This is a genomic window from Rhodobacter sp. CZR27 (genome assembly GCF_002407205.1).
Lineage (GTDB): Bacteria > Pseudomonadota > Alphaproteobacteria > Rhodobacterales > Rhodobacteraceae > Cereibacter_A.
This window is the reverse complement of sequence record NZ_CP023548.1, coordinates 2,270,799-2,283,386: the sequence shown is the minus strand read 5'-3', so window position 1 is coordinate 2,283,386 and position 12,588 is coordinate 2,270,799. Positions and strand designations below refer to the sequence as shown.

The 12,588-nt window shown below is 67.4% G+C and carries 12 protein-coding genes and 2 pseudogenes; 6 read left to right on the top strand and 8 right to left on the bottom strand.

The features are described 5' to 3' along the window. Positions 1-39: 39 nt before the first annotated feature. Together CK951_RS22100 and CK951_RS22095 are read right to left on the bottom strand one after the other, a co-directional pair. Positions 40-1,593 (bottom strand): annotated as a pseudogene (locus CK951_RS22100) (Tn3 family transposase); the annotation flags it as partial. Positions 1,594-1,787: 194 nt separating this feature from the next. After that, positions 1,788-2,448 (bottom strand): annotated as a pseudogene (locus CK951_RS22095) (DUF4158 domain-containing protein). Positions 2,449-2,892: 444 nt separating this feature from the next. On the opposite strand from CK951_RS22095, the gene CK951_RS11110 reads away from it, so the two are divergent. The 6 genes from CK951_RS11110 (at position 2,893) to CK951_RS11085 (ending at position 8,142) form a co-directional block, all read left to right on the top strand. Further along, entirely contained in the window at positions 2,893-3,360 is a 468-nt protein-coding gene (locus CK951_RS11110) for a hypothetical protein (protein ID WP_096786210.1), read from the top strand. 82 nt (positions 3,361-3,442) lie between these two features. Further along, entirely contained in the window at positions 3,443-4,210 is a 768-nt protein-coding gene (hdhA, locus tag CK951_RS11105; protein ID WP_096786209.1) for a 7-alpha-hydroxysteroid dehydrogenase, read from the top strand. A gap of 15 nt (positions 4,211-4,225) precedes the next feature. Beyond that, positions 4,226-5,020 carry an SDR family oxidoreductase gene (locus tag CK951_RS11100; protein WP_096786208.1) on the top strand — a complete coding sequence of 265 codons (795 nt, stop codon included), beginning with the start codon at positions 4,226-4,228 and terminating at the stop codon, positions 5,018-5,020. Continuing rightward, a complete protein-coding gene (locus tag CK951_RS11095; RefSeq protein ID WP_096786207.1) occupies positions 5,017-6,693 on the top strand; it encodes an alginate export family protein in 1,677 nt (558 codons plus the stop codon). Before CK951_RS11100 ends, CK951_RS11095 begins: the two co-directional genes overlap by 4 nt. A gap of 73 nt (positions 6,694-6,766) precedes the next feature. Further along, the gene (locus tag CK951_RS11090; protein WP_096786206.1) at positions 6,767-7,363 is read left to right on the top strand and encodes a MarC family protein; all 597 of its coding nucleotides are present in this window, start codon (positions 6,767-6,769) and stop codon (positions 7,361-7,363) included. A gap of 191 nt (positions 7,364-7,554) precedes the next feature. Next, positions 7,555-8,142, top strand: coding sequence for a recombinase family protein (locus CK951_RS11085; RefSeq protein ID WP_096786205.1), 588 nt, complete (start codon positions 7,555-7,557; stop codon positions 8,140-8,142). 114 nt (positions 8,143-8,256) lie between these two features. Here CK951_RS11085 and cycA read toward each other — a convergent pair whose 3' ends face one another. From cycA to puhB, 6 genes are all read right to left on the bottom strand, one after another. Then, a complete protein-coding gene (gene cycA / locus CK951_RS11080; RefSeq protein ID WP_096786204.1) occupies positions 8,257-8,691 on the bottom strand; it encodes a cytochrome c2 in 435 nt (144 codons plus the stop codon). 343 nt (positions 8,692-9,034) lie between these two features. Continuing rightward, on the bottom strand, positions 9,035-9,910 hold the full coding sequence (puhE, locus tag CK951_RS11075) for a putative photosynthetic complex assembly protein PuhE (RefSeq protein WP_096786203.1): 876 nt from the start codon (positions 9,908-9,910) through the stop codon (positions 9,035-9,037). Positions 9,911-9,971: 61 nt separating this feature from the next. After that, a complete protein-coding gene (gene acsF / locus CK951_RS11070; protein WP_096786202.1) occupies positions 9,972-11,063 on the bottom strand; it encodes a magnesium-protoporphyrin IX monomethyl ester (oxidative) cyclase in 1,092 nt (363 codons plus the stop codon). Next, complete coding sequence (locus tag CK951_RS11065) at positions 11,060-11,356, bottom strand: hypothetical protein (protein ID WP_096786201.1); 297 nt, start codon at positions 11,354-11,356, stop codon at positions 11,060-11,062. Before CK951_RS11065 ends, acsF begins: the two co-directional genes overlap by 4 nt. A gap of 22 nt (positions 11,357-11,378) precedes the next feature. Beyond that, positions 11,379-11,840, bottom strand: coding sequence for a photosynthetic complex assembly protein PuhC (puhC, locus tag CK951_RS11060; protein ID WP_096786200.1), 462 nt, complete (start codon positions 11,838-11,840; stop codon positions 11,379-11,381). A 9-nt stretch (positions 11,841-11,849) separates the two neighbouring features. Further along, positions 11,850-12,488, bottom strand: a complete 639-nt coding sequence (puhB, locus tag CK951_RS11055; protein WP_096786199.1) for a photosynthetic complex putative assembly protein PuhB — start codon at positions 12,486-12,488, stop codon at positions 11,850-11,852. Positions 12,489-12,588 lie beyond the last annotated feature (100 nt).

Here is a 12,588-nt window from a genome sequence, read left to right as displayed (position 1 = left end):
GCTGCCGGCGGGGGCAGAATAGTACGTTAAGAGCGAGAGCTACTGTTTCGTCCACCTGTACTCGCCGGTCAGCAGGATGTGCGCCCAGCCAAGGGGCGAAGTGTGGGCCAGGAATTCGGGCGGGCAGACCAGCCCGGCGGTCTCGCGCTCGCCGACGGCGCGGCCCAAGTGCGCTGTGTTCCAGTAGATGATGATCGCGGCGAGCAGGTAGAGGCCGGCCATCCGGTAGTGCTGGCCTTCGGCGTCCGATCGCGGATCTCGCCCTGGCGGCCGATGCGCAGGGCGCTCTTCAGGGCGTGGTGTGCCTCGCCCTTGTTGAGCCCGATCTGCGCGCGCCGCTGGAGGTCGGCATCCAGCAGCCAGTCGATGATGAAGAGCGTCCGCTCGACCCGTCCGATTTCCCGCAGCGCCACGGCAAGGTCGTGCTGGCGCGGATAGGCGGCAAACTTCCGCAAGAGCTGGCTCGGCGGCAGGATGCCCGCCACCATGGTGGCCGCGCTACGAAGGATGTCGTGCCAGTTGCTGGTGATGGTGCCCTCGCGGACCTTGCCGCCGATCAGGCCCCTCAGCTCCTTCGGGACGCTCGCCGGGTCGAAGACGTAAAGCCGCTTCGACGGCAGGTCGCGGATCCGCGGCACGAACCGGAAGCCCAAAGCCGCCGTGATGGCAAAGACATGATCCGTAAAACCGCCCGTATCGGCGAAGCTTTCGCGGATCCGGCGGCCCTGCTCGTTCATCAGCAGGCCGTCCAGAATGTAGGGCGCCTCGTTCACTGTCGCCGGAATGGTCTGGGTGGCGAAGGGGCCGAACTGGTCCGAGACATGGGTGTAGGCCTTCACCCCCGGTTCATTGCCGTATTTCGCGTTCACGAGGTTCATCGCCTCGCCCCGCCGGGCCGCCGGGAAGAACTGGCCGTCGCTGGAGGCGGTGAGACCGGCACCCCAGACCCGCGCCATCGGCAGCGCGGCCTGCGCCTCGATCACCGTGGCGAGCGCCCGGTTCATCGCCGCGCTCTCGACGTGCCAGCGCGACAGGCGCGAGAGCTGGAAGTAGTCGTGGCTGTCGGTGGCCTCGGCCATCTTGCTCAGGCCGAGGTTCAGGCCTTCGGCGATCGCCGGCCTCCTGCCGCTGGAGATGGCGGTGCCAGCGTGACGAGCGGCGCAGGAAGGTGGTCGGTCGGGGACCTGCCGGAGCATCCTGGGCGATCATCTTCGCGGCCGCGAGCAGCGGCTCGGCCACCTGTGCCGCCCGGATGTCGAGCGCGCGGATCATGCGCGGCGCGTAGCGCCGGAAACGCGGATAGCCCTGGACGACATGGGCCAACGGGTCCGCCGCCATCGTGTCGGTGAGCGAGCTGGCGGCCGCGACCAGACCCTGCAGCTTCTGCCAGCCGCAGGAGGATGCGACGGCCCCATCGAGCGGGGCGCCATCGCCGTGCGCCTCCAGCAGGGCGGCCCCCAGATCCGAGAAGGACCGCAGCGTTTCCTGCAATGCCGCCTGGGCATCGGCGATGCGGACATCGCAGCGCGCCTTCGCATCGCGCCACGTCCGTCCGACGATCCGGTCGTGCGTCTCGACGATCGCATCGGCAAGGCCGGCCTGCCACTCCACCGCGCAGGTGGCCAGGATCGCCAGCCGCCGATCGCCCGAAACATCGCGCAGATCGTCGGTGAAATAGCGCTCCCCGAGCCTGCGCAGCCGGGCGATCCGGTGCGGCGGCACCTCCTTCAGGACATCGGCGGAGAGCCCTAGCCCCTGCAGGAACTCCAGCCGGTCGAGCAGGCGGTTCATGTCGGCCGAGTTCTTCCCCACCTCGAACTGCCCAGCCAGACGAAGCGGCTGACGCGCTCGACCTCCTTGAGCAGCGCCTCGAGCCGCTCGCGCATCCGGGCATCGAGACGGGCAGCGATGCACGCGTCGATCCGGCGCTCGGCGGCGACCAAGGCGTCGGCACAGAGCCGCTCGATCACGGTCAGCCCCGGCAGGATGGTCTGGGTGCGCCGGCATTCCTCGACGAAGCGCCGCACGAGGTCTTCGTTCGTCCGCGCCAGTTCGGCTTGGTCGTCGAGCCAGACCTTCAGATCCCGCGCGCCGCGGCCCGAAAACATCCGGTAGCCATAGATCTCGCGCAACTCGCCGAGATGCGCGCCGCGTCCCTGCCCGGATGGCATAGCCGATCAGGGCGTCAGGGCTGAGGCCGAGCTGCGCCCCGAGGAAACGGAAAATCGCTTCGGGAATGACCTCGCCCGGCGCCAGAAGCCGCCCGGGGAACCGGAGAGCGCAGAGCTTGAGGGCGAAGCCGAAGCGGTTGTGCGCCCGGCGGCGGGCACGGATGTGGTCGAGATCGTCGTCCGCCAGCGTGTAATGCCGCAGCAGGGTCGGCTCGTCCGTCAGTAGCGCCCAGATGGAGGAGCGCTGGCGATCGGTGAGAACGGAACGTCTGGCCATGGGACTCTTGCATCGTTGATCTCGCGTGACGCTTTGGCAGGTATCATGTGGCTGGACGACAAGGTCATGGACAGGAGCGCGTGGCACCGTGAGCGAGCAGTCACGCTCTCCGGAGCCTGATGTCTGTTTCGGGATCGAGTCCTCGCACCACGGCAGTATTCTCCCGACGTCTGCTCCTGGAGAGCCGCGAGCCTTTCCGGCCGCGTTCGGATGCTCGTCAGATCCGGTGCGCCAAACGGATCGGCAAAGTCAGGCCCTGCAGGGATCTCGCTCGAGCTGAGCCGCGGGGAGGCCGGTCCTGCGGATCATCGCACTCAGTGGAAGCCTTGATCGGCGCCTGCGAGCCCTGGCACAATCTGCCTTGGGCGGAGTCTTGACAGGCAGCGGCAAGCGCCGCTGCAGTTCACGGGCCGATCCGACTGCCGGCCAGAGGAGTGTCTTGCGATGACCCGTGTCGAACGCAGAGAACAGGTGCGTTCCGCCTTTGCCGCCGACTACCTGACGTTCCAGTATCAATTCGTCGAGTTCTTCGCCGAGCACCTGTCGGACCTGAGCCGCGTGTTTAAGGGCGACCTGCAGCAGATGATCGTGCTGGCGCTGCTCGGGCAGGTCCGGATGCGCGCCATGCGGGACGCTGCCGCCGACGGCCTCGATCCCTGGACGCTGCCCGAGGATCGTGGCTCCACTTCGGCCTCACGGCTTGCGGACGTCACGGGCATCCCCCGCGAGACGGTGCGCCGCAAGCTCGCCCTGCTGGAAGCAAAGGGCTGGGCGACGCGCGGCCCGCAAGGGCGCTGGTCCCTGGCGGTCGAGGACCGGCAGGCCGTCGCGCGCCTGGGTCTTGAGGCGCTGGACGCCCGCGCCATCGACCGCGTGGCGCGGCTGGTCACGGACCTCGAGCGGATGCTCTGATACTGCCCATTTTGGGCAGGTACCCCGTTTCGCGTGCGCGGGCTTCGCCCTTAGCCTTCGGCTGACAAACGGGGGACAAGCCATGCTGGACATGAACAGGTTCCGCCTCGACCGGCGGACGGCCATCGTCACGGGTGGAGGGGCCGGGATCGGGCGCGGCATCGCCCGGCTTTTTGCCGAAGCCGGGGCGTCGGTCGTGGTCTCGGACCTGAAGGCGGAAGCGGCGGAGGCCGTTGCGGAAACCATCTCGGAGGCCGGCGGCCGTGCCGTGGGGGTGGCCTGCGACGTGACGGATCCGGCGCAGCTCGAGGCCCTGGTGGCCGAGGCGCTCGACGCCTTCGGGCGGATCGACATCCTGGTGAACAACGCTGGCGGCGGGGGTCCCAAGCCCTTCGACATGCCGATGGACACGTTCCGCTGGGCCTACGAGTTGAACGTCTTCTCGCTCTTCCGGCTGACGCAGCTCTGCGCGCCGCACATGGAGGCAGCCGGGGGTGGTGCCGTGCTCAACATCTCGTCGATGGCGGGCGAGAACCGCAACCGGATGATGGCCTCCTACGCCTCGTCGAAGGCCGCAGTGAACCACCTGACGCGCAACGTGGCTTTCGACCTCGGGCCGAAGGGCATCCGTGTGAATGCGATCGCGCCGGGAGCCATCAAGACCGACGCGCTGGCCTCGGTGCTGACCCCCGAGATCGAGACGGCGATGCTGAAGCACACGCCGCTCGGGCGCCTGGGCGAGCCCGAGGACATCGCGCATGCGGCGCTGTTCCTCTGCGCCCCGGCCTCGAGCTGGATCAGCGGGCAAGTGCTGACCGTCTCGGGCGGCGGCGTGCAGGAACTGGACTGACGAGGGGAGAAGGGCATGGGCTACGATGCACTCGCGGATTTCCGCATGGACGGTCATCAGGCCGTCATCACCGGAGGCGCGCAGAACATCGGCGCGGGTATCGCCAGGGCGCTGAGCGGCGCCGGAGCGAAGGTGATGATCGCGGATCTGAACGGCGATCTTGCGGCTGAAACCGCCGCGGCCATCGCGGCCGAAACGGGCAACGACTGCCGCGGCATGGCCTGCGACGTGACCGACAAGGCGGCGATCGACGCCGTTGTGGCGGCCACCGTGACAGCCTTCGGAGGCATCTCGACGCTCGTCAACAACGTGGGCTGGGGTGGCCGGCACGAAGACCCGACCGCGATCCCGGAAGAGGACTTCATCGCCTCCTACAAGCTCAACACGATCAGCGCCTACCGGATGAGCATGGCCTGCCTGCCGCACCTCATGAAGGCGGAGAATCCCACGATCACCAATTCGGGGTCCTTCTCGTCGGCGGTGCCGGCCTACGACATCCTCGCCTACGGCACCGCCAAGGCCGCGCTGAACCAGATGATGGTGTCGATCGCCCACATGCTGGCGCAGAAGGTGCGGGTGAACTCGGTCCTGATCGGAACGGTGATGACGGCGGGCTACGGCGCGGCCGGCATCGATCCGGCCATGCAGGAGCGGCTGATGCATCCCGACAACCTGACCGGCCGGCCGGGCCGCGCCGAGGACGTGGCCAACGCCATGCTCTGGCTCTGCTCGCCCGCCAGTGGCTGGGTCAGCGGGCAGACCATCAACGTCCACGGCGGCGGCGGCGTCGTGCGCCTCTTCGGGAAATGAGGCGGGCCCTCCTGCTGGCGCTCGCGCTGGCGCATCCGGCGACGGCACAGGAGGGGGCGGGCCTGGGCGGTCCCGGCGCGCTTGTCCTAGCCCCGGAGACGCTGGCACTCGAGAGGGTCGAGGTGCAGGCCTCCGGCGTCGATCCCGCGCTGGCGGCCCGCGCGCAGGAGGTGCTGGGGCTGTCGCCCGGGGATCGGCCGACCCAGACGGTCCTGGATGCGGCACTCTCCCGGGTCCAGGCTCTGCCGGGCGTGGGGTCGGCGGATCTGGACCTGCGGCCGTCCGGCGCCGGCCGCAGCGCGGCCGTGCTGCGACTGCGCGCGGATCCGGCCAAGCCGCCCGCCTTCCCGATCCTCTGGCGCGGCGACGCAGGCATGGCGCGGGTGATCCTGAACGGCGGCATCGGCGCCTTCTCGGACGGCAACCCCTGGTTCGGAAATCCCGCGAATTTCACCTTGGGCAATCCGCTGGTCGAGGAACCGGCCGTAGGCGCCGGAACCGGCCGCCGCGCCACCTGGGCCGAGGCCTGGGTCGAAACCGGCATCGCCGGCGTCACCCGGCTGGGCGACAGCAACTTCGCGCTCTATGGCGCTGCGACCGTAATGGCGCCTCTTTCGACGGGACGCGACATCTTCCGCGCCGACACGCGCGCGACGCTGGACGTGGAGAAAGCCTATGCAGGTCTTCTCTGGGGGACCGACGACCGCGCCCGCAGCATCAACCTCTCGTTCGGGCGGCAGAACTTCACCTTGAACGACGGCTTCCTGATCTCGCAGTTCGGCTCGCAGTGGAATGCAGGGCCGCGACCGGGGGTCTATCTTGCTCCGCGGACCACGCACGACTTCGCGGGGCTGGGCACACTCAAGTGGGACGGCTGGACGGCGAGCGCCTTCTACCTCGACCCGAACGAATACGAGCCGCTCGAAAGCGGCACGATCCTCGCGGGCGTCAACCTCAGGCGCAACGTCACCGACCGCTTCTACGGCGACTTGAGCTACATCCGCGGCCTCGACTCCCGCACCGCCTATCGCACGCCCGACGGAGTGATCGGCACGCGCGAGGGGCTTTCGACCGCTGCGGCCCATCTGCGGTGGGCCGATCCCGCGGTGGCGCCGGGGCTTTGGCTGGAGGGCGAGATCGCCCATCAGCGCCACGACGACTTCGACATGAGCGCCTGGGCGGGCTATGGTACGTTGGGCTACCTCGCCGCGGACCTGCCCTGGCGGCCGAGCCTGTCCTGGCGCACCTCGGCCTTCTCGGGCGACGATCCTTCGACGGCGCGCTACGAGAGGTTCGACGCGCTCTGGTCGGGCGGGCTGTCGGAATGGCTTCAGGGGATCTCGCTCGGCAAGGTGCTGCGGCCCGAGAACCGACTGAGCCACCGCATCCGGCTGAACCTCGAGCCGACGGAGCGGCTCGACCTGACATTCGACGTCTTCCTGCACCGCGCGGACGAATTGAACAACATCGGCGCCAACCCGGCGCTCGGACAGCTGACCTGGGACGAGCTTGGGCGCGAGGTCCAGTTCACCACCCGCTGGGCGGTGTCGGACAACCTCTACTTCCTCGGCGTGGCCTCGGTCGCGTTTCCCGGAGAGGCCATTCGCGACGCGACGGACGGCGAGGCCGAACGCTGGACCACGCTACAGGCACAACTCTTCTGGACCTTCTAGCGATGATGCGAGGCCGAGGCCGAAGAGCGCCGTCGAGGCAGGGCCTCATCACCTACAAGGGAGAGACATCCTGATGACCAGCATGCCCTGGGGCAGCCTCTTCGGGCTGCTGTTCATGACGATGGGACCGATCCGCGCGATCGCCGTCTTCGCGCGTGTCGGCCCGAGCGACGATGCGCCCGAGGTCCGAGCCCTCGCCACGCGCGCGTCGCTGCTCGTGGCGGCGGCCTTCCTGATGACGGTGCTTGTCGGCAATGCCGTTCTCGCCAACTGGGGGGTGTCGTTCCCGGCGCTGATCGCGGCGGGGGGCGCCGCGCTTTTCGCACTGTCGTTGCAGGCGCTTCTGCAGCCCACTTCTGCGCCTCCGGCTGATGCCGCTGCGCCGTCAGCCGCCGCCATAGCCTTTCCCGGTCTCTTCCCGCCGATCGCGGTATCCATCCCGCTGATCTTCAGCGTACCCTTCCCAGGGCGGGAGACCAAGGCGGGCCTGGTGGCCATGGGTCTCTCTCTGGTGCTGGTGAACTGGCTCCTGATGCGGCGTTCGAAAGCGATCCTGCGCAGGGTTGGACCCGTCCCGCTTCAGCTGTTCGGAGCCGTGTTCGGCGTGCTCCAGTTCGCGCTTGCCCTCCAGTTCCTGATCAACGCGACGCAGATGATCGGGGCGCAGTAAGACTCATGAGGGCGCTGGCCTCCCTCCTGCCCTCCTCGGGGCGCAAGACGGAAAACCTGTCCGCAAGAGGAACCCTCTGCGGACGCTGTGGCCGAACCCTTCGGCTTCTGGAAGATGCTCGGCAAAGTCGTCTCATATGACTGGTACGGAACAATTTGCGCAAGCGGGTCCCTATCCGTACGCTCGGCTGCATGACCCGGACCCTCATCGGCTATGCCCGCTGCTCGACCGACAAGCAGGATCTCGAAGCGCAGAAGCAGGCGCTGGCGGCCCTGGGTGTTGCCGAAGATCGCATCTACACCGACCACGGCATGACCGGGACGAGTCGCGCCCGGCCAGGTCTCGATCAGGCGCTCGCCGCCGTCCGGGAGAGCGACACGCTCGTGGTCTCCAAGCTCGACCGCCTGGCGCGGTCGGTTCCCGATGCCCGCGCCATCGCCGACCAGTTCGCCGCCAAGGGCGTGCGGCTTGCGCTGGGTGCGGTGGTTCACCATCCCCCGGATCCGATGGGCAAGATGTTCTTCAATGTCCTCGCCACCTTCGCGGAGTTCGAGGCCGACCTCATCCGCGCGCGGACGCGCGAGGGAATGGCGATCGCCAGAGCGCGGGGCAAGCTGCGCGGCAAGCAGCCCAAGCTGTCGGAAAGGCAGCAGAAAGAGCTGAGGCGTATGCATGGCTCAGGCGACTACTCGATCAGCGACCTGGCCGAACTCTTCTCCGTCTCCAGGCCGACCGTCTACCGAACCCTGAACCGCGTCAGCCGACCAGTCGGACCTTAGCGTACTTTTCTGCGCCCTCCGGCAGCAGACCCCAGGAGCTTCCGGTATCAGGTCGCCAAAGGGAAAGGCCGGCGGATCGCTCCGCCGGCCTTCCTCATGCGGTGCCGGGTGGCCTTACTTCGGCGAAACCGAAACCAGGTAGGCCCAGATGTTGTGGGCGTCTTCTTCCTTCTTGAGCTTGAAGGTCATCTTGCCCTTGGCCTTCGCGTCGCCGGTGTAATCCTTCAGGAACTTGGTCGGGTCCTGGACGTAGGTGACGAAGTGCTCTTCATCCCAGGCGAGGCCCTTCGCGCCGGCTTCCTTCATGCCTTCGCCATAGCCCTTGAAATCCTCGCGGGTGCCGGCGGTGCGGCCGACCACGCCATAGAGGTTCGGGCCGGTCTTGGCGTTGCGGCCGGCGATGACGGTGCCCGCGTCGTCCACGATCACGTGGCAGGTCTGGCACTGGTTGAACGCCTTGGCGCCGGCCTCGGCGTCGCCTTCCTGCGCGAAGGCGGGAACAGCCGCGAAAGCGGCGATCGCCGCAAGAGCTTTCACGTCGAACTTCATGAGGATCCTCCCTGTATGGGTAGATGATGGGTAAGAGTTGGATGCCGCCGGCACCGGAATACTGGATACGTTCACCGCGAGTTGCGGAACAAGTCATGCCACCGCAGCAGCCAACACGCAACAGTCTCGGAGCAAAGGCGAAAAGGGTGACGGGCGGGCTTGCCGCACGGCGCCGGGAGAAGACGACCCGAAGGCCCGCAAGGGACTGAAGGCAAAGGGGCGGCTGAACATCTTGCTTCCTGCCGGAGCTATTCGGACGGCGCCGACTATGACGCCGGGGACCCACCTTCTTGATATGACGGATTGCCGCAGAACCAGCCCTTGCGCAAAGGCCCTCCGCTTCCTAGGGCAGCCCGTTCGCCTTTTCCTTGAGCAGCCCGCTCGCGGGCTCGGGCAGCGGCCGGTGGGGCTGCGGCGGGGACGCATGACGCGGGCCGACGGGGATGCGCGGCTCGGGCATCATCCATTTCCACAGGCGCTTGTCCTGCAGGTTCACCACCATGAACCAGTGTTCCAGCACCGCCAGGGCGGTCAGCGCGGCCAGCAGCCAGAACCCCACGGCGCGATGCGCCGATCCCCCGGCCGACAGCGCGCGCTCGACCCAGCAGCCGGTGGCGAAGGTGAGAAGCGTCACCGACAGCGGGAAGAAGTTGTTCATCCGCGTGCGGCGGAAGTAGCTCGGCAGATGCGAAAGCGTCGTCGGCAGGAACTCGACGTTGATGTAGGGCACGCCCATGTAGAGGTTCAGCTTTGCCGAGACCCGGGCGATGAACAGGATCATGAAGGTCCAGAGCCCGAAGTGGTTGGGCGTGCCGACCGCATGCATCGACATCGCGACCAGCACCGTCACCAGAACGATCTCGTGCCAGAGCACGGTGCCCACGGCGCGCAGGAAGCGTTCGGCCGGGCGGGCGTAGAGTGGGCAGGGCTCGGTGTTCGGGCCGGTGATGACGCCCGAAAGGAAGGCCAGCTCGATCCAGCCCCAGATCGCGAGCGCCGAGAGGAAGGCGATGTAGACGCCCTGCACCGACAGGTCGGCAAGCGTCTGGGAATACCCCCAGACGCCCGCGAACAGCAGCGGCAGTCCGATGATGACCGAGGTCATGTGAGACTCGGGGCCGCGGTTGTCGGCATGGCGCACCCGCCACAGCAGGATGCCGGTGGAGAACCACCAGACGAAGATGGCCGACAGGGCGACGACCCAGGGACTCGTGAACATCAGCGGTCACTCCGCCTTACGCAGGAAGCGGGCGAGGCCCGCCCCCTTGTGTCTTGAACAGTCAATAGCTCGGCTCCAGGCGGACGTTTTCCGGCAGGTAATGTTCCTTGACCGGGATGGTGTAGAGCGAGACGAAGGCGGCCGCCGCCCGCGCCATGCCAAGCGCCTGCTTCAGCCGGCCGCCAAGCCCGCCCTGCCGGCTGCCTGCGTCCATCGCAAGGAAGCCTGCGTTCATGCGGTTCAGCGCCGGTTTCCAGCGCGGATGGTCGATGTCGATCTCGACCGGAAAGATCTGCCGCGCGATCTCGGAGGTCTTGCGGAACACCTCCTGGTCATACCAGTCGATGTCCACGCCAAGCGCCTTGTGGAACTCGGGCCGGGCGTGATCGCGCACCCACATCGTGGAATAGACCGCGGTCAGGAAGAACCGGATCCACAGCTTGTTGACCGTCGAGGTGGTCAGCTTCGGATCGGTCTTCATCAGCAGGGCGAAGGCCTCGCCGTGACGGAACTCGTCGTTGCACCACTCCCTGAACCACTTGAAGATCGGGTGGAACCGATGCTCGGGGTTCGCCTCGAGGTGGCGGTAGATCGTGATGTAGCGCGCGTAGCCGATCTTTTCCGACAGGTAAGTGGCGTAGTAGATGAACTTCGGCCGGAAGTAGGTGTATTTCTTCGCCTTGGTCAGGAAGCCCAGGTTCACCGCCACGCCCGCCTCGCGCAGCGCGTCGTTGATGAAGCCCGCATGCCGGGCCTCGTCGCGCGCCATGTAGTTGAACAGCTCGCAGATGTCGGGGTTCGAACCGCGCCGCTTCATCTCCTTGTAGAGCACGCAGCCCGAGAACTCGGCGGTGCAGGAGGACACGAGGAAATCGATGAACTCGACCTTCAGGGCGGGGTCCATTGCCTCCCAGTCCACATGGTCCCAGTCATCCGTCTTGCGGAAATGCGCCTTGTTCGGGTCGGCCTTCATCTCGGCGATCAGCTGGTCCCAGTCCTTGCGCACCGGCGTCACGTCGATCCGGTCCAGCTCGTCGAAATCGGTGGTGTAGAAGCGCGGGTTGAGGATGTGGGTTTCCGTCGCCATTGCCGTGGTATCGGCGACGGCCTGCGGGGTGAGGATCGGGGAGAGATCTCCGGGCGCCGCGTTCACAGCGTCACCTGTTCGGAGAACGAGAATTCGCACAACTCCATCGCGCCCAGATCGCCCGTGGCGCGGGTCCAGAGCCGCTCCAGCAGGCTGGCGCGGGTGATGGTGGCGGTGCGCTCCTCGACCACCACCTCGCCGAAGGCGGCCAGCACCGGCGCGCCGTGAACCAGAACCTCATCGCCCGGATGGACGATGGCACCATTGTCAAAGCGCACATGCGCGTGCAGGGACTCGAACCGATGACTCACTTCGACGGTGCAGGGCACCTCTTCGGCTTCTCTCGTGAACAGACCCATGGGGGTTCCCTTCTGGTTGGCGTCATTCGGAGAGCAGCCGTTCGAAACTGGCCCTGTTGTCGACTCCGAATGCCTGGAGTTCGGTGCTCCAGCCGGTTGCGTCATCTTGCAGGGAAAGTCTGCCGTTCTCGTACTTCACCAACCGCACGGGGGGATTGCCTTCAACCCGATGCACGGTGCGGGCGCGCTTCAGGCCGATCTGGATCACGGTGACGAAGCCGCCGTTCTCGGCTTCGAACAGGGTTTCGCCTTCGGGCGTGCGGACCGCCACCGCCTGCTCGCCAAGGCCGACCAGCACCAGCGGGCGCTCGGCCACGATGGGCGCGGGCTCGGGCTGGCCCGAGGGTTCGCGCCCCGACCAGACCGCAAGGCTCACCATGATGAGCGAACCGAGGGCGAGCGCGAACATGCTCTTCAGGACGAAGGGCGGGATCAGCTCCTTCTCGGCGTCGGTCTTCTTCGGGCGGGGAGGTTGTCCGGTCATGGTCTTTCCTCAGGCGGCCGGCATGGCGCCGGCAGGGGCCGCGTCTTCCGCGCGGCTGACGGTGGGTATCGACAGCCGCGCCTCGGCGGCGTCCGACAGGATGCGCGCCACGCGGGCGGCATCGGGGATGCAGCGCAGGGCAGGCTCGCCGCGCCATTTCCACGGGCGGATGTGCGGCCAGCACACCAGCTTCGAGATCCGGTTCGGCTTGGCGATCTGCATGGCGATCGTGCCGGTGCCCGAGCGGCGCTGGTCGAGCGAGGCGCTTTCGATCTGCTTGAACGGCAGGTTCAGCGTGACCGACAGCGCGGCCCCGATCCGCATCACCACGCGGGCGGTGGTGATCGTATAGACCGTGGCGCGCGACTGCCAGAAGGCACCCAGCAGCAGCAGCAGATAGGTTGCAAGCCCCAGGCCGGCATAGGGGATGCCGTAGGCCAGCGCCATCGGCAGCCCGCCCTCGGACCAGCCCGTGCCGCCGCGCCACAGCACGACGAGCGCGAAATAGCCGGCGATCCAGTTCACCTTGTAGGCCTCGCGCGCGAGGGCAAAGGTGGCCGGCCGTCCCTGCCACAGCAGGGTCTCGCCCTTCGGCGGGTGGGCGGGCAGACCAGGGATCGGTTCGAAGGCGAAATCGTCATGGTCCATGGTGGTCTCCCGTGGTTCGGCTGCGGCGCGGATCGGATGCGGATCGGATCCCCAGGGATCGGACGCGGATCGGATCGGGCCGGGATGCGGCGCGGCCCCG